The following is a 20,315-nucleotide window of genomic DNA, read 5'->3' as shown; positions in this document are numbered from 1 at the left end:
ACACCTATTTGACGGTGTAATAAGACTTAAACGATATTAATGATTGGACTTGGTGATTGAGTGAAGGGATTTACTGCAGTTTTTCTATGTGTATTGTTATCGTTATGCTCGATGCATATACCTGCAACGACGGCTAAGTTAACAGCCCAAGAAGAAACGAAACAACAAACCAGTTCAGCATTAGAGCAGTGTAAAGCCCGTATAAAACAGGTGTCCCCCCAAGCCAGCTTGAGCTTTTGCAGCCAACAATTCAAAATATTAGACATTGATAAATACCCCATCGTTGCCGCCAAGTTACAACTAACCTTATATGATATTTACCAAGAGTTAGGTGAAAAAGTCGCTGCGGAACAAATGCTTGATGAGGTTAAAAGCAGCGCTGCATTTACTCAAAATGTCGATGTTCAATATCTTTGGTTACGTAAGAAAGCCGCGGAAAAACTTTATAGAAAGTCCTATCAAGAAGCTAAAACCTTATTTGAACAAGCTTTTAGCATTGCTAAAACCCAAGAGTCAGAAATTTGGTTAGCGAAAAGTTATAACGATTTAGCACTCACTGAACAGTATTTGAATCAATATGACAAAGCATTGAGTTACTACCAGAAGAGTTTAGCGATTAAAGAGGCTCTAGGTAATGACTTTTATACTGCGATAACCCTCAACAACCTTGGTCTGATTTATAAAAAACTCGAAAAATTTAAAGAATCCCAGCGCTATTTTGAACTATCACTGGAGCATTACTTACGCTACACAAGTCATAATATAGATATTCATGTTATCGGTTATATGTCGCATCTCTACGGAAACCTTGCTGAGATATATAATATAAACAACCAGTTTAATAAGAAAAACTTCTACAGTAATAAGGTCATCGAAGCCTACAACGATAACCTTGTCGGTGACGATAGGCTTTCTGCGCTAATTAATGTAGCCACCATCCATATCAATGCTAATGAATTTACGCCCGCTCTAGATGTCGCCAACACATTATCGGAATATTTAACCCGCGATGACCATTCGTTTCATGACGTAATTTTCTATTTAAAAGCCCAAATAGCCACACATCAAAAAGATGCGACTCAGGCAATAAAATTTATTGAAAGCGCAATGGACTATAGCGACACTAAACAAGATTCATTGCAAAAAATGAACATTTATCACTACGCAAGCGAGTTATATTATGACAATGGTCGCCCTTATGAGTCCCTGGTTTATCTAAAGAAATATCAACAGTTGCATGAGATCTTATTGGAGAAAAAATACAGTGAGAACATTAAAGTCATTCAAAGCGATATAGAGAATGAACGAGTGCAACGAGCGTTAGCAGAAGAGCAAATTGTCGGTCAACAGAAGAGCCAAAAAATTGATAAATTACTTAATTTAATCCTTGGAATCACCAGTGTTGGCTTGTTAGTCGGCTTTATTGTGAGCTTTTATATTTATAGAAAACGTAAAGCCCAGCAGCATTTAATGACCATAATAGAGTCACATAAGCAGCAATTATTTTTATTATCGAATGACGATACAGCAGAGCAAGACGACGCCCAGCAACAGGAATCTACGCCATTATCGCCTTCAGAATTAACAGCTTCTTTTGCGGAGTTATTAGTGAATACTATGATTGATTGCATCAGTATTTGGGAGAAAAGCACTAAAACTAATAAAGTAGAATTAGCCGACAGAAGCCAAATTTGGACGATATCTATCGATTCTGGCCGTCTAAGAACACGTTCTTTAGATAAATACCTACAGGTAAAAAAATTACCCGCTAATCCACGCTGGCGTAATGTGGTTAAAACATGTCACTTCATTTTATCTGAATGCCACCTGTCAAATGATGATAGGACATTACTGACCTCGCACCTTGACCAAATAATGCAAGTGATCAAGAGCGAGTCATTAGGCACATCGTAATCTGTTACTTTCGGGCTTACCCGCCTTTTTTGAGTAATGGTTGTTGTAGTTTCATGTCGCGTACACTGTCTCTGACTACTGGCTTGAGTACATTTTTATACACACAACTAAATTTTATTCCTTCGGATAACGAATAATCACTTTGTTGTGCTGTCGCAGGGTCTATTCCCACTAAAAAGCTATTGGGTGCAATAAACTTTGGCATTAGATTATTGTTTTGATCTTTGATATTAATCGAAGCGTAAGCATTACACATCGATACAGCCACAAGTCCTGCGATATTGATTCGATTTGTCACGCTATTAAGATCGGGTGAATTAACATTATTGTCTTGTAGCTTCATGAATGGGTCTATCACACCATGAAAACCACCTAAATCATCTATTTCAACTTCCGGTTGCTGCATCTGACGAGTATTCATCGACTGCGGTGCACCATTTGTTGCAGCTGCATGATCATTGTGTAATGTCAGTTGTTTATTCGTCATCCACTTTTCAATATCAAAGTACTGAGCACGGTAATGATACTGTTTAATCATATCCATCTCGCTCAATTCAAAAGTGATTTCGGTTTTAATCGCCGTGCTGACTGGTGTGAGCTCATTAAATGAAAGTTGGTGCGCTGATGCGCTACCAACACAACTAAGCAAAGTGACTAGGGGTAATATGTATTTCATAAAATATCCTTTTTAGAATGAATGCATCATCTTAGACGCTATGCATTTCCATTTTTATAGTCCACTAAATACTAGGGTAAATTTGGGTAAAACACAAAACGCCCCCTTTTTAACCCTCTAACTTTACTGACTTTTTTATCTTAACTGTTAGTTTTAACTCAGCTTAAGTCATTAAGCATGATTCAAACATTTACTAAACCAGAATAAGGAAAGTCAGGATGAGTATACTCAAAAAAACATTAATCAGTATGTGCCTAATGAGCGCATCTGGTATGGTCGCAGCAACCCCAATAACCGCTAACGTTACCGCAGACAATGATTTCATTGTGGTACATTCACCAGGTAATGGTAGTTCACCTACTGTGGTATATCGTGGTGCGAATGGCAGTAATTGGAAAAAAATTGAATCACTCAAGTTCGATATCGACAACTCAGCACAATCACTAGAAACCTGTTCAGTCAGTGTTATTGCATGGGGGGATGGTAAAGTGTCACAGGGTATGGCGGCTATTTTTAAAGGCGATAGCACGATTTATACCGGCTCAGGACATTTTAAAGCACACCAATCTTCGACGCCATCGTCTGGTTGGGCACAAACAGGCGGACCTAATGCAAGTCAAATTAATACATTAATTGCGGACTCGTTAGCTAATGGCCAATCACCTTACCTGTTGCCTGGCTCTGTCGCAGGAGGCACTTCACCCTGGGGGACGATGAACTTCCCTCTAGCCAGTAATGTCAATGTGAATAATTTTCGCTGGGCATGGTCGACAAGTAATTTAGCCCAAAAAACCTATTCTGTATTTACCGCTGCCTGTGGGGATATCGTTGAAGCGGCACCGGTTGCTGTCCATATGCCTGGAGAACACTTCCAATGTTATGGGGTGCGAAAAGCAGATAAACTTCGTGAAGAAACCATTATGATAGAAGATCAATTTGGTAAAACCCGTGCAGTGCTAGGCAAGCCGGTATTGCTGTGTAACCCTTCAAGTAAAATTCATAATGAAAAGCTTTATAAAATTCGTGATGAAGAGCGCCATTTGGTGTGTTATGACTTTGTAAAGCAAAATAAAGTCAAAAGCCGTAATCTTGAGATCAATAATCAGTTCGCACCCGATGAACTAATGAATGATCAACGAGAGCTGTTCTGTGTACCGTCGAGTAAGAAGCACTTAGGCCCAATTAAACCAAATAAACCTGGTAAGCCAATTCCACGAGAAATGCAAAGAGCTGAAATGAAACCATTGAAGCAGCGATAAAATAGCCATTAACCAAAAAGTCAGTGAGTAACCTCTCTGACTTTTTAATAATATAACAAGGATAAATAAAAGCTAAAACGAAACGAGTGTTAAGTATTACACGCCCATTTCAATGGCTTTCTTAGGCGTAAAACTACTGCCAATTGAGGCAATAATCACTAAACCAATGGCAGACCACTGCAGCATGGTTAATTGCTCACTTAAAATAACAAAACCAGCCAATGCGGCGATGGCAGGTTCTAGACTCATTAGCACGCTAAAGGCCTGTGTTGGCATGTTTCTAAGGGCTATCATTTCCAACGAGTATGGTAATGCACTCGATAACACCCCAACCAATAAGCCAAGCGGCAAGACTTCCCAGCTAAGTAACGCCAAACCTTGGCTAACGGCGCCTACAGGCACTAACACCACTGCAGCAACAGTCATCCCGAGAGCAACCGTAATACCGCCTGATGCCTGCTTACCAGTACGGGTGCCAAATAAAATGTATCCAGCCCAACATGCTCCCGCCCCCAACGCCATTAATGCCCCGACTAAATCGAGGCCTTGTGTACTAGACAAGCTTGGCATAAGAAGCAAAATACCCGCTATCGCACAAGCAACCCAAAACAAATCACTTTTCCGTTTAGACCCAAACAATGCCACCGCTAAAGGACCAGTGAACTCTAGCGCAACCGCAATCCCTAATGGGATACGTTCAATGGCTAAATAAAACAGAATATTCATCCCACCTAAACACAAACCATAAATAATAATACTCTGCCAATCTCGGCCTTGGGGTAAGGCTCTCCATGGACGAAACACCATCCAAAGTACGGCCGCGGCAAAACCTAAACGTAATGCTGTAGTGCCTTCCGGCCCAACCAAGGGAAAAAGTTGCTTTGCTAAAGAAGCACCTGATTGAATGGTCACCATTGCCAGCAAAACACTGCCGACAGCGGTCAGAAGTACACGATTGATTTGCATCTAGAATATATCCAAAAAAAGAAAAACCTCAGAGTCGGCATTCTACCTGAGGCAAGTCAAACACGGCAGCACTTATTACCATCATGCGCAGAAGTCATACCATTGAGTAAATTGCGCCAGCCTCTACTTTACCTAGGCATTTTCATAATGGTTTTTGATAGGTTAATTGACCTAATAACACACATTTAGTACGAACATTAGTAACATGGCATGTAAGGCAGGCTTACGCCGACTTAATAAATTTAGCCCACAGCTGCTTGTTTATTTGTTTCATTGTGGCTGCAAAAATTTAATAAATTCGATCTTACTCTCGGCAATTGATCCGTTATTCTCATAACCACAGATTTGATAGCCGCTCGCGATAAGCATCTGCAACATGGCCGGAAACTGGTTCATGGATTTAACCTTAATAGAATTAAAACCATTCTCAATAGCCCATGACTCTTGAAGTAGGCGTAATTGAGAGGCCACTTTCATTTGGCGATGTTCAGGAATTACACCACCTAACCAACTGTAAAACTGACCATCAGGTAGCTCATAACCTACTTTAAAGCCGACAGGCTTGGCCTCATATCGAGCAACGAGAATTAAATAGTTTCTCCCAGCCAATCTGTTGCCAATAGAGTCTGCACATATGACATTTTCAAACTCTGGTGTTAATGCTAAAACATCCAAAACATCTGATACCGTTCCTGAACCAAATTGGTATTTCATAAGTCCACCATGTGTGCATTGTTTTTAACGTTTAGGTCAAACCACGTCATCCACTTAAGAACTAAACTTACCATGGATAATAAAGTTTAAAAGCGTCTTACAGTCAATCAACCAATTAGCTAAAAATCCAATCATGCAATAATCTACCCGGCATAAAAGCAAAGGTACCCGCGACAATGAGGCCACCACAATACAAAATAATCATGCTTCGTTTGTGTCCTCGCACATTGCCTTTTTTAATATAAAAATAGCCAGCAGGAACCGCGTACAGCGTTAGAAGACTTAACAAATGAATATAGCCAAAGTGATTCAAAAAACTTGCCCCAAGTTGAGCAGGCATAAACAATGACACAATGGCAGTAAACAACATCAGCACCATATAAATTTTGCCTAGTGCTTTGTGTTTAGCTGTACCTTTTCGAACAACAAGCAAATAACTGCCAATGAAAAATGCTGGGACGACTGTGACTAAATGCAGATAAGATAAGTGACTGTAATCCATTTTTTACTCTCTGTTAGCAACACTAATTTTTGCTGAATTAATGCTATGCCGCGCGGTGATCATGATGTGGTTAACATTAATCCCAACATACCAAGGCAAAATCCAAACACAGCCCCCATTGGCGGTGCCCAACGTTTTTCTAATTTTACCTGAGGAGCCAAATCTTGAAATATGGAGTAAAGAATACCGCCCGATGCGAAAAGCATCACTGCAGCAATAATTTCTGGGGACTCTGATAACCACAAATAACCACACATTGCAGCGATAGGGCCTAACACTGCCATCAAACAAAACATGATAATAATTTTTTGGGGCTTATACGCAGAAGAGGCATTTAATTCTCGGTAGGCATTAAAACCTTCCGGCACATTTTGTAACGCGATTAATGCCGCCAGTAAAAATGCATTGTTACTTCCGGTCGCGAAAGCCGCACCTAGCGCGATTGACTCAGGAATAAAATCTGACAGCATTGCAGCAAGTTGAGTGGCAGGGGTATCTATTTTATTAAGGTAAATATCAAGGGCCATGAAGCTAAGCCCACCGACCATAAACCAAATACATGCAGCTAATGGATTAAGATGTGCGATCCCTTCTGGCACTAACACCAAAGCAACAGCAGACAATAATGCCCCACCCCCAAATGCCATGACACTGTGTCTGAATTCCTGTTCAATCCACTCATTACCCACTTTTTCAAAACGGGCAATCATGGCTCCTAAAGGCATAGCCAAACCAGCAAGCAATGTTGATGCTATAACGGTTAGCAGCAAAGACATGATTTAATCCTTTAAAGGGTATAACGCTGTTGTAACCAGCCATAACAGGACATCAGCATGAAATAATGAAACTATTTCTGGTGATGTCGAACCTAATGAACATCGTATTAACTTTGGCTAGGTTTATTACTGCTCAATAGCCTGGTGAAATGCTTTTATAAAAACATCATAGTTTTCAAACTGGGGCATATGACCCAATCCATCCAACTCAATCAGTACTGAACCTTTAATCAATTTCTGAGTATCAACACCCAAATTTTTATAATCACCTAAGGTTCTGGTCACGCCTTCTTTTAACCAACCTTTACCAGGGCCAGTTTTATCTCGAGTACCAATAATAAGTACGGTTTTATTGGTGATCTGCGAAAATCTATCCACTATGTTCTCTGAGAAAATAGGACCATAAGTTAACGCGTTATTCCAAGCTATAACTTGCCAGTCATCCCCAGCAAGCATCCCTTTAACAGGCACTAACAGTTGCTCGTATTCGCTGGACCATTTGCCGTCATAGTAGTTTGCTTTTTGATAATCCCTTGCTTTATCGAGTGTTTTAGCAAGTTCATTTTTATAGAAAAAGTTAACGTCTTTAAATTCAACATATTTGCTGTAATCCTCCAAACCAATAGGATTAATTAGAATCAATTTATTAACCGCATTAGAATAATTAGCCGCTAATGTGGTCGCTAACATCCCGCCCATTGAATGACCAACCAGATCAAATTTTTTGATGTGTAAGCTATCCAATAACAACTTGGTATTGAGCGCCAGCTGCCCAAAGCTGTATTGGTAAAAATCGGGTTTTGAAGACTTACCAAAGCCAATTTGGTCCGGAATGATGACTCGGTAATTGTTCTTAAGTAAATCCTTAGCAACCCTTTCCCAATAATAGCCGGAGAAATTTTTACCGTGCAACAACACGATGACTTTGTCTGCGTTTTTATCGCCAATATCCATATAACGCATTTTTAAATCTTTATTTTGCGAGTTAACATTAAATGTCTTAACGTCAAAGGGGTAATCAAACCCATCTAACTCTTTATTATACTTAACCGGATTTGCAGCAAATGCCTGTGATACCACCGCGAATAGAGTTACTAGTACCAAACAAAATTTCTTCATATCACTCTCGTTCAAATAAATTATACATCAACAACAAACTGCACCATGACAGCCATTTTGATTTAAAACAACATCTATTTTTTCAACAGGATACCTACATTTCTTGTCGAACTTGGCCATAAGCCAACATCGCAAACAGTCCTGTCCCGCCAATGATGTTACCCATCAGCATGGGGCCAATATGATGTGACAACGCAGTGAAAAAATTCATTTCCCCATTTAGCACTAGGCTAAATATCTCATTAGATCCTGCAATAACATGGGTAAACTCACCAGCAGCAATAAGCCATGTAAACATAATTATGACCAACACTTCAGATCCTTTCGCCGAAGGCAGCATCCACACCAATGCGGCAATAAAAAAGCCCGCTGGAATGCCACGCATTAATGTCTCTGAAGGCGTCAACTCTGCAACATGGCGAGATATCTGGAGGATAGCGGTGAGGATGTCTTCTGTCAGTATGTTGCCGTGCACGACAATTGCCGCCGTCAAAAACGTACCAACAAAATTTGCTACTAACACAATCCCCCATAAACGAGCGGTGCAAAAAAGACGGCGTTGTGTGGTGTTGGCGAGTAGCGGCAGCACCACGGTTATGGTGTTCTCGGTAAAAAGTTGCAGTCTTGCTAGAATGACCAATACAAAACCGAAAGTGTAACCAAGACTTTCGATAATAGATAAATAAGGGTGATCGGAACCTATGTTGCTACGGATAATACCTTCAGCTAAAACAGACGAGGAAATACCGATACCAGCCGCGATTCCGGACCACCACAACGACATCAAGGGCCGCTCTAGTTCTTCTTGACCTTCACGCAAAATAATAGAATAAACCGTAAGCGATGAAAGACTGCCATGTTCAACCACAGCTTCACGTTCAGAGCCTGTCAGCGATATTTCTGGTTGTGTCGGCTCACTCTCGCGCACTTCACGCTTGCTAACCTTGTCGCCAGACTTTATATCACTGCTTATTGTCGACTTGGTATTTTCGGCCTGATCAGATCCTGGCTGTGTCATATTGATATCCTTTTCTGGCTTAAATCTAGCTTGATGTTCTATTTAAGTGCATAAAGAATATATGCTTTATATCACCAATTCAACAAACACTAATATCCCGAACAATGGTTATTTACTGCCCTTTCTAGGTAATGAATGATATGCGCTTTTTATTGTCTCATACCCATATATACGCTCTAATTTTCGCACAATAAAATGACCTCTCGCCATATCTTGAAAGTGATCAATAAACAATGTATTGATTATGGCACCACCTGCGGCACCGATAGCAGGTACCGCTTGGGCTGCTGCTTTTTGAGTAACTTGAACCCCAAACTTTTCAGCTATTTTAGTAATAAGTTTGACTAACATAGGCGCTGCTTCATCGGTAATACCTTTTTTAACCATAAACTCAGCAGCTTCTGATACCGATTTTGCTAGGGCGGCTCTTACTGCAAAATATCCGGATTCACTACCATCATCTAAATCACTTTCGCCCCCCAGCGCGAACACCTCCAAACAAGCCATTTTTGTTTCCAGAGTGGTAATCAATTCACCTTCACTACGAGCAATATCAGCGATAGATCGCAGCATGATTGATGTTGAAATAGGAAGCTCAACAGCTATCGCAGCTAATCCAAAGAAACCACCCACACCACCACTCGCAGCAACGCCTAATTTATGCCAAAGATTGGACGATTCTTCTCCGGGAATATCTTTCATGGTAAATATTGCCGCTTCAGATGCTTTAATTAACGACTTCTCTGTCACTTTAGCGATATTTTTATTCCAGTTATCAGGTAGTAACGCTAACCCTTTTTCAATAGGAGTACCGATTAAATTGGTTATTTTTACCGCCAGACCAGGATTTTCTAATAGCGATTTGGCAACTAAAAGCTCTTTTGTATGTGATTCTGAAATATTCAAATAACCCCCTTAGTTGTTAAGTAAAATAATCCTGCAGTTATGTACTGCACTTTAAAAAATATTGAGAACCAATTTGAAGTAAAAGGCCATTGGATGCAAATCAACTTAAAGCACTTATTGAACAATACTCCCTCAACGACATTCGATTCAAAATAGCGAATACGGCTTTATGACTTAAGCGGATCTCAAGTTAACTCAGCAAAAATGACGTTGTGGGCTGCTGAATGATGGGGAAATGTAGTTGAGAGCTATTTATCTACTGGGGGTAGATAATCGCGACCATCTTTAGGCAAATTACTCACACCTTCAGTGGTGTCATTTAGTGCGCTGCCATAATTATCACGGCAGTAAACACAAGGACTCATTTTATTCACAAAACGGCCTTTTTTAGTATATTTCCTCAAATAGGCATGTGAAATATCTACATTACCTCGATGTAATTCAATCACACCAATAGCATCGGCCACTTTTTGTCTCAAATCACTTACCGCGGCATCTTCAGCACACATGTTGTCGTTGGCACGACCCCAGCCGATGACTTCTTTGCTTAAATCGCAGTGTAGATATCTAGCCGCGACCCAAGGACCACCATGGTGACCTGTTGGTTTACCATCAGGGAAATTTGAGGGCCTATTTGCCAACTCGTATGCAATACGCTCAAGCTTTTCTATAGGGGCTCTCTCACAGAGTGTGTCATGAAATGCTGGGCGTGCTGTGGTGACAAAATAATTATGATTATGGCTTATTTTTAAGTCGCGGCAATGGGCTGAACCTTCAACTTTATTTATGCTTTCTATTTTAGCGATAGCATCACTGCAAGCTAATATTTGGTCACCCACATTCAGCTCTACAGCCTTTATCCATTCCTTTGTAATAAGGTAAAAACGGTGTTCCTCGACAACAAGCATCGACGTTTCTAATTCACCTATAGAATATTCAATCTCGATCATATCTTTAGCAACACTTCCGAATAGTTGTTTAATTGGGTTAATTTCACGACTCACAAAATTAATTTTAAACAATGGCTTGCTAGAAACCGGCCTCTTATAAAAGCTCAACTAAAGAAAGCAAAACCAAACTGTATGCTAAACGTTAGTCTGTAAAATCCACAGATATAGCCACTTGGTTATCACGCTAAAATTCTGTTATATGCCAGGTCAACAAGCCATATAACACCATAACAAAGTGCTAGCGGACGACTTCGATATTAACGTTAATTACCCCTGTAGATATATTGCCAATACTGCTAAAGGCAGACTTTGAAAGATCAATGATGCGTCCTTTAACAAACGGACCACGATCATTAATTTTAACGATAACACTCTTACCATTGTTGGTATTGGTCACTTTTACATTAGAGCCAAATGGTAGCGTTTTATGAGCAGCAGTTTTTTGATTATGCTGATAGATATCACCGCTTGCAGTCTTGTTGTTTTGATGTCTATCACTATAGTACGAGGCTTGGCCTGACTCAGTGAAACCGATCCTATCTCCACCAGCACCAGATTGGATCGTTGAACAACCTGCCAATATAAAGGCAAAGAGTAAAAGTTGAATATTTCGAGAAATGGCTACCATTGTTTGTCTTTTTGTTTTGTCACATAACAAGCCTATAGAGCGACTCGTTTTCTAGTGATTTAATAATATCCTGCACACTAACTGAGTTTGAACAGTGATTCAAATTAAACCGCCATCATCTACTGCAATCAATTCAACTCATTACCTGCATCCTAAAACTTATTAATGTTTCTGCAGCAATAAAAAACACCTTGTTAGTTACCCAACAAGGTGTTTTATCTCTGCCATCAACCTGGTGCATTAACACCAGAAAGCAGGGTTACTCTTTGTATTTTAAGCTGCCATCGGCTTTGATTTCGTCGTACCACACATTATGGTGCTGCGAAGCCCAGTTTTCGTCACAATAGCCAGATACCATACACTCCATACCGCCTTCACTGAGTACGGTCGCCATCCAAATATGTACGATGGTAAATGCGATTAGAATCGTCGCACTTAAGCCATGTACAAGTAAGGCGAGCATTGACAGTTCGCGCGGTAAATCCAGTGTTGGAAACACTAACATTATGCCTGTTATGCTGATGCTTAGACCAAAAATAGCTAAGGTCCAAAACCACATTTTTTCACCCGCGTTAGCAAATCCACTGTCTGGATGCTTGCCTTTAAACGGACCAAAATTAATGTAGCCACCTACCACTAAAAACCATTTCAAGTCATACATTTTGAAGGTTTGTAGTGGCATCCATTTGATAACACACAACAGCCAAGACACCATAAAAATAGGGCTAGACCAGTCATGGGCAAACTTGCTAAAGGCGATGATCCCAGCCCAAATACCGTCACCGACATAAGGGGCTAAGAAATGGCGTCCGAGCATAATGACTATACCGGTTAACATCATGGTTAGGCATGAAATTGCCATAATCCAATGTAACCAGAGATCACTTTTACTCCAACGAAGTACCATTTTACCCGAAAAGCCTTTACTCAGTTTTGATGGACCATTAACTAAGTAAAAAACTAAAAAGGCCGCAAAAACACCGACAACGGCTAAGCCTAGTGCGGGTTTTAAGTAGGTATTTCGCAACACCTTGCCTTCATTACCAGCTACATTTATTAGAACATCAGCATCGAGGCCTTTGTCTGTACTGTATCCAGGTTCGCCGGCTTTTACTGCGCGCCAGAGATCTGCATCACTGGTTTTAGACTTTGCTTGCTGCTGACTTGATTGTTCATCGGCGGCATACACCGGCGATGTAACCAACCCCAATCCCATACACAGAACCAACAGAGCAAACATCCTGCGCAGTGATTTGTTTAACGTTAAAGTTAACATTGTCACTCCTTATATGACTGCGAAAATTATCGCAGCCATTGCTCTGGGTTAAATCATTTCGCCTGTTTTAGGATTGTAGCCCCAAATCACATTTGGATTACCGCGTGCAGCCATACGTTGACGGTAAATGTCAGACACTATGCCTGCATCACCAGCCAACAATGCTTTGGTTGAACAAAGTTCAGCACACATTGGTAATTTGCCTTCTGCAATACGGTTTGAACCGTATTTTAGACGCTCGGCTTCTGAATGATCTTCTTCTGGGCCACCAGCACAGAAAGTACACTTATCCATTTTGCCACGGCTACCAAATGCAGTCTTTTTAGGGAACTGCGGTGCACCAAATGGGCAAGCATAGAAGCAATAGCCACAACCGATACAGGTATCTTTGTTATGTAGCACAATGCCGTCTTCGGTACGGTAGAAACAGTCGGCCGGACATACAGCCATACATGGTGCATCGGTACAATGCATACATGCTACTGAGATTGACGCTTCTCCTGGTTCACCATCATTAAGCGTTACCACGCGGCGACGCTGAATACCCCACTCTAAAGCAGAGTCGTTTTCGTTTTTACATGCTGTGACGCAACCGTTACACTCGATGCAGCGTTTGGTGTCACACAGAAATTTCATGACTGCCATAATGGCTTATCTCCTCATCAAGTGTTTAGGCTTTGCTTATTTGACACAAGCTAGACTTGGTCTCTTGCATTTGCGTTACGACATCATAACCATAGGTCATTACGGTATTGGCAGATTCGCCAATCACATAAGGAACGGTTCCTTCAGGGTAGTTTTTGGCTAAACTCTTGCCTTCAAATACGCCTGCAAAGTGGTATGGCATAAAACATTCACCTGCAATAACACGTGGTGTCACCATTGCCTTAACGGTAATTTTTGCACCTTCTGGACTGTGAACAAATACGTCATCGCCATCACGTAAACCGCGATCTGCAGCATCTGCTGGGTTGATCTCGATAAACATTTCTTGCTGTAGTTCTGCAAGCCATGGGTTTGAACGGGTTTCTTCACCACCACCTTCGTATTCAACCAAACGTCCGGTTGTTACTGCAAGTGGGTAGTCGGTAGCAAAATCCTTGTCTTGAATGGTTTTATAAAGCGTTGGTAGACGAGCCACCATACGGTCTTCATAAGTAGGGTATTTAGCCACTAGGTCACGACGAGGGGTGTATAACGGTTCACGATGTAATGGAATATCGTCAGGGAAGTTCCACACGATACAACGCGCTTTTGCGTTACCGTAAGGCATACAACCATGCTTAATTGCCACACGCTGAATACCGCCAGAGATATCAGTTTTCCAGTTTTTACCTTCAGCTTTGACTTTTTCTTCTGCTGTTAGGTCATCCCACCAACCAAGCTGTTTTAGCATGTCGGCTGTAAACTCTGGGTAACCATCTTGAATTTCAGAGCCTTTTGAGAAAGAACCTTCAGCAAGAATGTTATTGCCGTTATGTTCAACACCATAACGTGCACGGAAGTTACCACCACCGTCTTTAACTTCACGTCCGGTGCGGTACAAGATTTGAGAACCAGGGTGTTTCTGCTCTGGTGTACCCCAACATGGCCAAGGTAAACCATAGGTTTCGCCTTTAGCTGGGCCGCCGGGTGCTTCAAGTGAGTTAACGTCGAATGTGCCCCAGTTTTCTTGGTGCATTTTCAAACGTTCAGGGCTTTGGCCTGTATAACCAATAGTCCACATACCGGTGTTAAATTCACGTGTAATGTCTTCCACTAATGGCTCATCGCCATTAACCTTGATGTGCTTACAGAATTGGTCCGCAACGCCCCATTTTTTGGCCAGTTTATACATGATAGTGTGATCAGGTAATGACTCAAATAATGGTTCGATAACTTGCGTACGCCACTGCAGTGAACGGTTTGAAGCAGACACTGAACCATAAGTTTCAAACTGAGTTGCCGCGGGTAATAAATACACTCCATCTTGGCGTTCGTGCATAACACCCGCCATGGTTGGGAATGGATCAACGACCACAATGGTATCCATTTTATTCAGTGCTTCACGTACTTCGCGACCACGAGTTTCGGTGTTAACAGACTGACCCCAAAAGAATCCCAGACGAATATTGTCTTTTTGGGCAATTTTGGTTTTGTCTTCTAACACACCATCGTGCCAACGCGAACAAGGAATACCTGCAGATGTTTGTGGTGATTGACCTAAGTATTCACCTTGATCAAAACGTTCGGTGATCCACTTTGGTTCAAGGTCCCACACATTGGCCCAATGGTCCCATGCGCCTGAGGTTAAGCCGTAATAACCAGGTAAGTTATCAAATAACAAACCAAAGTCAGTCGCACCCTGTACGTTATCGTGACCACGGAAAATGTTAGTTCCGCCGCCTTCTATACCCATGTTGCCAAGGGCAAGCTGTAAAATACAGTAAGCACGAGTGTTAGCATTACCAATGTGATGCTGAGTACCACCCATACACCAAACGATAGTGCCAGGCTTAGTTTCTGCCATCATTTTCGCAACACGGTACATTTGTGCTTTTGGCACACCGGCAATATGCTCGACTTCTTCTGGAGTGTATTTTTTCACTTCTTCTCGGATACGTTCCATGCCGTATACTCGTTGAGAAATGAATGAATCATCTTGCCAGCCGTTTTCGAAAATGTGCCATAACAGACCATAAATAAATGGAATGTCAGTACCTGGACGAATATGGACATATTCATCAGACTTAGCCGCTGTACGGGTAAAACGTGGATCGACTACGATGATTTTGGCACCGCGTTCTTTACCAATCAAAATGTGTTGCATCGCCACTGGGTGAGCTTCACATGGGTTAGACCCAATAAACATCATGCATTTTGAATTGCGGATGTCGTTAAACGAGTTAGTTTGCGCACCGTAGCCCCAAGTGTTTGCAACACCGGCTACCGTGGTAGAGTGACAAATACGAGCAGAGTGATCGACGTTGTTAGTGCCCCACATTGCTGCTAATTTGCGATACATATAAGCTTGTTCGTTCGAAAATTTAGCACTACCCATAAAGTAAACTGAATCAGGACCAGACTCTTGACGAATCGACTCCATTTTGTCGCCTACTTCATTGATGGCTTGATCCCATGATAGACGCTTCCATTTACCACCTTCTAGCTTCATTGGGTATTTTAAGCGTTTTTCACCATGACCATGCTCACGTAATGCTGCGCCTTTAGCACAATGTCCACCTTGGTTAAATGGATGATCGAACGCAGGCTCTTGCCCTGTCCACACACCATTTTGAACTTCAGCATAAACACCACAACCTACTGAACAATGTGAACAAATCGTCCGTTTTATTTCTGTAGGTGCGTTGTGCGGTACATCTTTAGCTTCAGCTTTACGCATCATACCTGCGCCAAGCATTGAAGCCGCTGCAATACCACCCGTCGCCAAACTGGCAGACTTGAGGAATTGACGTCGGTTAAGACCTAGGCCTGACTTTTCAGCTTTGGTGGCCGTGTCTGTTTTGCGGGTTAATCGCATCACACACTCTCCTTTGTTATTTGCTTAACGAAGCATAGTAATTGCGAATATGCTCAGTTTCGCGATAGTTATTGCCCGTAGGCTCTTCTGTAGACGGTTTAGTGACTTGAGCAAGTGCGGGTGCACTGACACTGGCCACAGCACCTGCCGCACTGCCGAGCGCTAATGCTTTGAGCATTTGACGACGACCCATGTCGGAAGCTTGCTTTTTCATATGGTCTCCTTGTTAAAATAAAGATGGGGCTAAATAAGCCGTCATCCAGTTTAGTTAATTTGTACAACCTCTTCTTCAAGCGGATCTAAGTCAGCACTACCTGGACAATTCACCGGAATATCCAAACTCAGTTGTTCAAATTCATTGGCTTCAGCGGTAAAAAACGCTTTAGCTAATTGCGCGACGTTTAGGTAAAAATTAGCACTAGGTGTTTTAGCCAAATTATCGCAAAAACGTATAATCCAACTGCCAATATGACGTTGATAAAACGCTAACTGACGGTAACCTGGCGCTTCTAAAATTAAACAGCCCATGACTTCGCATAATGCAGCAACATGGTCTTCTGGTTCTTTAACATTCTCTTCACGTTCAAAGCCTAGTAACATCAAGTCACTCCGCAATGCAGCTAAGGGTTTATCCATTAAAGAGCCAGTCATAAACCAGCTGCCATAAGGCATAATCTCACCACTGCCTACGCCTAAGAAAATGGCAAAGTATTCATCTTCTAGGGTGTTGGTATCACTATTTTCTGCCGCAAGTTTTAACGCATTCCATGCTTGACTCATGGTATTGCCATCCTCGGCCTCTACCTCTAAACCAGCTAAAAACTGTAATAACTCAGTATTGGGTTGGCGACGAAATAACGCAGCCAGCAACTGATATATATCGGCTCTTAACTGATCATTCTCACTTACTTGTCTTCCTGTTTCTGTCATAGGAGATCTCTTATTGCAATTGCTTTTCTGGATCGTCAAGGATGTCTTCAAACATGTCTTTTACACGGCAATCGCCACACATTTTCAAACGTTCAATATTGGCGCTAAACGCACTATGCTCACCTACCATCTCAATTATTTTTTTCACCATAGATTGGGTGGCAAATTCACTACCACATCGAATACATTCAAACGGAGGCTCATGTTTTAATACTTGAACTTGTTGTCTTGCAGACTGATTGAAGTTGATTTGAGGTAGTAAACTAATGACGTTTTCGGGACAGGCCGCTTCACATAAACCGCATTGGACGCAATCTTGCTCAACAAACTTAAGAGCAGGAGCGTCGCCGCCATCCTTTAACGCTTGGGTTGGACACGTTGCCACACACGACAAGCATAATGTGCACTTTTCACTGTTGATGCTAACCATACCGTAAGGAATATTCGCCATGGTTAACACGTCATCGACACCTGCAGCTTGACTGTTAAGGTGGTCAATCGCTTGGAACATAATACTGCGTTTTACATTGGTATTAGGTTCGATAGCGCTCAAGGTTATCGGCATTATCACTGGCCAAGCTAAGCTAACGGCTAGCGCGTCATCTAACTGGGTTAACTCTGACGGGGTAATTAAACGAATCCGTTGTGGCTGCCCCATTTGGTCGAGTATGCGATTTGCTAATGTAGACTCACCTTTAAGCATTTGCAGTAATGTTGGTGCTGTGGCCGGTGTGTGTAAAATTAAAATTTCGCGTGCACCATTGGCTAATGCAGCCAACCAATGATCGATACTTGCTACAGTGATTTCTTCCATTGCAACAGGTAACACGTCACCGCTTAACTGCTCGTTAATCCATTCTGCACCAGCTTCATTGTCATGAAATAATATTACTGGGGCAGTTTGCGCTTCTTGGCGATAACGACTAATTAACTTTTCGAGGTAAGTATGCAGTGAGGCTGGGGTTGGTAAATCATAGCTTAGCGCCCCAGTTGGGCATGCATTAGTACAGCTGCCTGCGCCATGACAAAGATAAGGGTCAATTTCAATTTTATGTGCAACGCTACTAATAGCATCAGCAGGGCAAAAGTTTAAACAACGATTACAACCATTTAAGCCGTGCTTATCATGGGCACAAATATCGCTGTTAACTCGGACATAACGCGGTTTATCAAACTCACCAATTAACTCTGGAATACTGGCAATCGCATCGGCAAGTAAATCGCTGTCTTGGCCGACATAAAAGTAACCAGGAGGAAGCATTTCAAGGTTAATGCATGGGCTGTGGCTTAAATCGAGCACAATATCAAAGTGCGCTTGACGAATGGCGACAACGCTTAGTTCGCTAATACCGCTTTCACCTTCAACTTTGACCTGAAACTGGCCTAAAAAACCTTTTACGCTGGCCAATTTATTGTAATAACTTTCGACATCAGTGGCTGCATTCATCACCGCTTCAAGGTGAGTTTCATCTTGGTTAGTGATAGCCTCATTGGCTAAAATGACTCGGCTTGCCATTGTGGACAATTTGTCCGCAGCTAAACGCGCGAGATCTTCAGGCCCAATAATAAGCACATGCCCCTGGGTGGTATAGCTAACAGTGGGCGGAATTAAATTTTGCAAAATCTGCGTATTCGCCATCACCTGTTGTCGTGCTTGTTTCAGCTGTGGCTGGTTTTTTCTTATACTCATTGCGTTCCCAATTATCGGTTTTTATACCTCATTAACAGTGATAGCTCATTTCACTGTTCACGCTTATTGCACGTCATTAATTGACATTCACTTGTTCTAAATCTGTAACTAACGACTTTTATTTGTGTCACATTCATCTGGTGACGGTACCGTTATTACGCTTTCGCCTCATCACTGGCGACAGCTTGCTTTAGCAGATCATCATTCTGGTAAAGCGGTTGTTCTGGTTGCGATAACGCCGCAGTTGTTGTTGCATCATTATCGGCTAAATCGATTGAGTCCTCTTCGGCTATCGAGTCGGTTTGTTCGGCTAATTCGTTTGATGCTAATTCAGCTTGATCGGCTATGTCAGTTGGCGCTAAGTCCGCGTCTAATTCTGGCTCAGGCTTTTCTTTTTCAATGACATATCTAAACACTTTACTGGCCAACTCGGCGGATACATCCGCTGACAATAGCGGTTGATTGGTATAATCCAGCGCATATTCAAGTAACCCATCGATATGACCATATTGCGGCTGTTTCCATAATGCTCGTAGCGCAGCAGCTTTAGTGGTTGGATCGACACTTTTGGCCATAAAGCGGGCAAAACTGCCGCCAACTTCAATCGTGTTTGGGTCTGGTAATGCTTCTGGCTCTGCCACCTCATCCGCATCAATTTCGCTAACGGCTTGAGGTGATTCAGCCGTAAGTATGTTGTAGTCATCGGGCTTTTCTTGTGCCTGCTGCAATAACTCTTCTTGCTGAGCCTCTTCAGCAACCCGCTGACGCCTAATTTCCCAACGGTTAAGAAGACCTTCTGCTTTATCGCTCATTGCATATTTCCTGAGCGATTCGCGCTCGGCCCTTCATTTTTACGGCGGTTAACATGCTTGCGTCTATGAGCGCTGATTTCCACTTCGCCGTGACGAGTGATGAATGCCTCTATCCAACAGGCAACGGCGCTAGGCATTGGAATATTGAGCACTGGTGTATCTGACTCTAAGCAACCGGCACTCACGTGTTGGTCGGCAGAGATCATCGCAGGCACCCATGTGCCATCAATCAATTCGTCGCACACAATGAAGAGTGTTGCATTATCCATATCGAGATTGATGCGATAACTACCACGTTGATCTTTGTACAATTCCAGTGGCACCAAAACAGAATTGTCTGGTTGCGGCTCTGTTGCTGGAACCATTTGATCCAGCTCCCAGCGAACAGATGTCCAGCGCCCAACTTGGGTTTGAACCTTTTTCAATGAAACGTACATTGGCCAAATCGTGTCGGTGTGTTGCATGGTAATGCTTACCTCTGACATGAATATGTGTATTGAAATACACTTGATTGATTTGTTTATATCTAAATAGGAGCAAAAATGGTGCCAACTAAAAAGTAAAATTAACTTTGAACTAGATCCCGAAATCCCTCCTAAGAATAGGACAATATGTCCACAGTGCAATTTTAGGTGGGACATTAATACGCGCCAAATACA

At 42.0% G+C, this 20,315-nt stretch carries 20 protein-coding genes; 2 read left to right on the top strand and 18 right to left on the bottom strand.

Annotated features, from left to right (window positions below; genetic code table 11):
- The first annotated feature begins 111 nt into the window (after positions 1 to 111).
- Entirely contained in the window at positions 112 to 1,914 is a 1,803-nt protein-coding gene (locus SFRI_RS00370) for a tetratricopeptide repeat protein (protein ID WP_150099359.1), read from the top strand.
- Positions 1,915 to 1,930: 16 nt separating this feature from the next.
- On the opposite strand, the gene SFRI_RS00365 is transcribed toward SFRI_RS00370, so the two are convergent.
- A complete protein-coding gene (locus SFRI_RS00365; protein ID WP_011635562.1) occupies positions 1,931 to 2,590 on the bottom strand; it encodes a hypothetical protein in 660 nt (219 codons plus the stop codon).
- Positions 2,591 to 2,808: 218 nt separating this feature from the next.
- Between SFRI_RS00365 and SFRI_RS00360 the strand changes: the two genes are divergently transcribed.
- Positions 2,809 to 3,849, top strand: a complete 1,041-nt coding sequence (locus tag SFRI_RS00360) for a DUF7450 family protein (protein ID WP_011635561.1) — start codon at positions 2,809 to 2,811, stop codon at positions 3,847 to 3,849.
- 96 nt (positions 3,850 to 3,945) lie between these two features.
- Here the strand turns inward: SFRI_RS00360 and SFRI_RS00355 are convergent, their stop codons facing one another.
- The 17 genes from SFRI_RS00355 to SFRI_RS00275 all read right to left on the bottom strand — a co-directional run bounded on the left by SFRI_RS00355 (position 3,946) and on the right by SFRI_RS00275 (position 20,120).
- The gene (locus tag SFRI_RS00355) at positions 3,946 to 4,815 is read right to left on the bottom strand and encodes an EamA family transporter (RefSeq protein ID WP_011635560.1); all 870 of its coding nucleotides are present in this window, start codon (positions 4,813 to 4,815) and stop codon (positions 3,946 to 3,948) included.
- A gap of 270 nt (positions 4,816 to 5,085) precedes the next feature.
- A complete protein-coding gene (locus SFRI_RS00350) occupies positions 5,086 to 5,529 on the bottom strand; it encodes a GNAT family protein (protein ID WP_011635559.1) in 444 nt (147 codons plus the stop codon).
- Between the two features lie 115 nt (positions 5,530 to 5,644).
- Positions 5,645 to 6,031 carry a DUF2306 domain-containing protein gene (locus SFRI_RS00345; RefSeq protein ID WP_011635558.1) on the bottom strand — a complete coding sequence of 129 codons (387 nt, stop codon included), beginning with the start codon at positions 6,029 to 6,031 and terminating at the stop codon, positions 5,645 to 5,647.
- A gap of 59 nt (positions 6,032 to 6,090) precedes the next feature.
- The gene (locus tag SFRI_RS00340) at positions 6,091 to 6,807 is read right to left on the bottom strand and encodes a ZIP family metal transporter (protein WP_011635557.1); all 717 of its coding nucleotides are present in this window, start codon (positions 6,805 to 6,807) and stop codon (positions 6,091 to 6,093) included.
- A gap of 126 nt (positions 6,808 to 6,933) precedes the next feature.
- The gene (locus SFRI_RS00335) at positions 6,934 to 7,926 is read right to left on the bottom strand and encodes an alpha/beta fold hydrolase (protein WP_011635556.1); all 993 of its coding nucleotides are present in this window, start codon (positions 7,924 to 7,926) and stop codon (positions 6,934 to 6,936) included.
- Positions 7,927 to 8,020: 94 nt separating this feature from the next.
- Positions 8,021 to 8,944: a formate/nitrite transporter family protein gene (locus SFRI_RS00330; RefSeq protein ID WP_011635555.1), complete on the bottom strand. Its 924-nt coding sequence runs from the start codon at positions 8,942 to 8,944 to the stop codon at positions 8,021 to 8,023.
- A gap of 108 nt (positions 8,945 to 9,052) precedes the next feature.
- Complete coding sequence (locus SFRI_RS00325; protein ID WP_011635554.1) at positions 9,053 to 9,850, bottom strand: EcsC family protein; 798 nt, start codon at positions 9,848 to 9,850, stop codon at positions 9,053 to 9,055.
- A gap of 248 nt (positions 9,851 to 10,098) precedes the next feature.
- Complete coding sequence (locus SFRI_RS00320) at positions 10,099 to 10,872, bottom strand: polymorphic toxin-type HINT domain-containing protein (protein WP_041412687.1); 774 nt, start codon at positions 10,870 to 10,872, stop codon at positions 10,099 to 10,101.
- 166 nt (positions 10,873 to 11,038) lie between these two features.
- Entirely contained in the window at positions 11,039 to 11,428 is a 390-nt protein-coding gene (locus SFRI_RS00315) for a septal ring lytic transglycosylase RlpA family protein (protein ID WP_011635552.1), read from the bottom strand.
- A gap of 259 nt (positions 11,429 to 11,687) precedes the next feature.
- On the bottom strand, positions 11,688 to 12,704 hold the full coding sequence (locus SFRI_RS00310) for a formate dehydrogenase subunit gamma (protein WP_011635551.1): 1,017 nt from the start codon (positions 12,702 to 12,704) through the stop codon (positions 11,688 to 11,690).
- A 48-nt stretch (positions 12,705 to 12,752) separates the two neighbouring features.
- Positions 12,753 to 13,349 carry a formate dehydrogenase FDH3 subunit beta gene (fdh3B, locus tag SFRI_RS00305; RefSeq protein ID WP_011635550.1) on the bottom strand — a complete coding sequence of 199 codons (597 nt, stop codon included), beginning with the start codon at positions 13,347 to 13,349 and terminating at the stop codon, positions 12,753 to 12,755.
- A 25-nt stretch (positions 13,350 to 13,374) separates the two neighbouring features.
- A complete protein-coding gene (locus tag SFRI_RS00300) occupies positions 13,375 to 16,224 on the bottom strand; it encodes a formate dehydrogenase subunit alpha (RefSeq protein WP_011635549.1) in 2,850 nt (949 codons plus the stop codon).
- Positions 16,225 to 16,240: 16 nt separating this feature from the next.
- Entirely contained in the window at positions 16,241 to 16,438 is a 198-nt protein-coding gene (locus SFRI_RS00295; RefSeq protein WP_011635548.1) for a twin-arginine translocation pathway signal, read from the bottom strand.
- Between the two features lie 50 nt (positions 16,439 to 16,488).
- Complete coding sequence (locus tag SFRI_RS00290; RefSeq protein ID WP_011635547.1) at positions 16,489 to 17,154, bottom strand: TorD/DmsD family molecular chaperone; 666 nt, start codon at positions 17,152 to 17,154, stop codon at positions 16,489 to 16,491.
- A 10-nt stretch (positions 17,155 to 17,164) separates the two neighbouring features.
- Positions 17,165 to 18,844, bottom strand: coding sequence for a 4Fe-4S binding protein (locus tag SFRI_RS00285; protein WP_011635546.1), 1,680 nt, complete (start codon positions 18,842 to 18,844; stop codon positions 17,165 to 17,167).
- Between the two features lie 155 nt (positions 18,845 to 18,999).
- On the bottom strand, positions 19,000 to 19,656 hold the full coding sequence (locus SFRI_RS00280) for a DUF3306 domain-containing protein (RefSeq protein ID WP_011635545.1): 657 nt from the start codon (positions 19,654 to 19,656) through the stop codon (positions 19,000 to 19,002).
- On the bottom strand, positions 19,653 to 20,120 hold the full coding sequence (locus SFRI_RS00275) for a DUF3305 domain-containing protein (protein ID WP_011635544.1): 468 nt from the start codon (positions 20,118 to 20,120) through the stop codon (positions 19,653 to 19,655). Before SFRI_RS00275 ends, SFRI_RS00280 begins: the two co-directional genes overlap by 4 nt.
- Positions 20,121 to 20,315 lie beyond the last annotated feature (195 nt).

The sequence above is a fragment of the Shewanella frigidimarina NCIMB 400 genome (assembly GCF_000014705.1).
Classification (GTDB): Bacteria; Pseudomonadota; Gammaproteobacteria; order Enterobacterales; family Shewanellaceae; genus Shewanella; species Shewanella frigidimarina.
This window is presented reverse-complemented; position numbering and strand designations above follow the sequence as displayed.

What these genes read in the sequence shown, in the direction of transcription:
- SFRI_RS00370 (WP_150099359.1), top strand. Translation starts at nt 112, where the DNA reads ATGCATATACCTGCAACGACGGCTAAGTTAACAGCCCAAGAAGAAACG.
- SFRI_RS00365 (WP_011635562.1), bottom strand. Translation starts at nt 2,590, where the DNA reads ATGAAATACATATTACCCCTAGTCACTTTGCTTAGTTGTGTTGGTAGC.
- SFRI_RS00360 (WP_011635561.1), top strand. Translation starts at nt 2,809, where the DNA reads ATGAGTATACTCAAAAAAACATTAATCAGTATGTGCCTAATGAGCGCA.
- SFRI_RS00355 (WP_011635560.1), bottom strand. Translation starts at nt 4,815, where the DNA reads ATGCAAATCAATCGTGTACTTCTGACCGCTGTCGGCAGTGTTTTGCTG.
- SFRI_RS00350 (WP_011635559.1), bottom strand. Translation starts at nt 5,529, where the DNA reads ATGAAATACCAATTTGGTTCAGGAACGGTATCAGATGTTTTGGATGTT.
- SFRI_RS00345 (WP_011635558.1), bottom strand. Translation starts at nt 6,031, where the DNA reads ATGGATTACAGTCACTTATCTTATCTGCATTTAGTCACAGTCGTCCCA.
- SFRI_RS00340 (WP_011635557.1), bottom strand. Translation starts at nt 6,807, where the DNA reads ATGTCTTTGCTGCTAACCGTTATAGCATCAACATTGCTTGCTGGTTTG.
- SFRI_RS00335 (WP_011635556.1), bottom strand. Translation starts at nt 7,926, where the DNA reads ATGAAGAAATTTTGTTTGGTACTAGTAACTCTATTCGCGGTGGTATCA.
- SFRI_RS00330 (WP_011635555.1), bottom strand. Translation starts at nt 8,944, where the DNA reads ATGACACAGCCAGGATCTGATCAGGCCGAAAATACCAAGTCGACAATA.
- SFRI_RS00315 (WP_011635552.1), bottom strand. Translation starts at nt 11,428, where the DNA reads ATGGTAGCCATTTCTCGAAATATTCAACTTTTACTCTTTGCCTTTATA.
- SFRI_RS00310 (WP_011635551.1), bottom strand. Translation starts at nt 12,704, where the DNA reads ATGTTAACTTTAACGTTAAACAAATCACTGCGCAGGATGTTTGCTCTG.
- fdh3B (WP_011635550.1), bottom strand. Translation starts at nt 13,349, where the DNA reads ATGGCAGTCATGAAATTTCTGTGTGACACCAAACGCTGCATCGAGTGT.
- SFRI_RS00300 (WP_011635549.1), bottom strand. Translation starts at nt 16,224, where the DNA reads ATGCGATTAACCCGCAAAACAGACACGGCCACCAAAGCTGAAAAGTCA.
- SFRI_RS00295 (WP_011635548.1), bottom strand. Translation starts at nt 16,438, where the DNA reads ATGAAAAAGCAAGCTTCCGACATGGGTCGTCGTCAAATGCTCAAAGCA.
- SFRI_RS00290 (WP_011635547.1), bottom strand. Translation starts at nt 17,154, where the DNA reads ATGACAGAAACAGGAAGACAAGTAAGTGAGAATGATCAGTTAAGAGCC.
- SFRI_RS00285 (WP_011635546.1), bottom strand. Translation starts at nt 18,844, where the DNA reads ATGAGTATAAGAAAAAACCAGCCACAGCTGAAACAAGCACGACAACAG.
- SFRI_RS00280 (WP_011635545.1), bottom strand. Translation starts at nt 19,656, where the DNA reads ATGAGCGATAAAGCAGAAGGTCTTCTTAACCGTTGGGAAATTAGGCGT.
- SFRI_RS00275 (WP_011635544.1), bottom strand. Translation starts at nt 20,120, where the DNA reads ATGCAACACACCGACACGATTTGGCCAATGTACGTTTCATTGAAAAAG.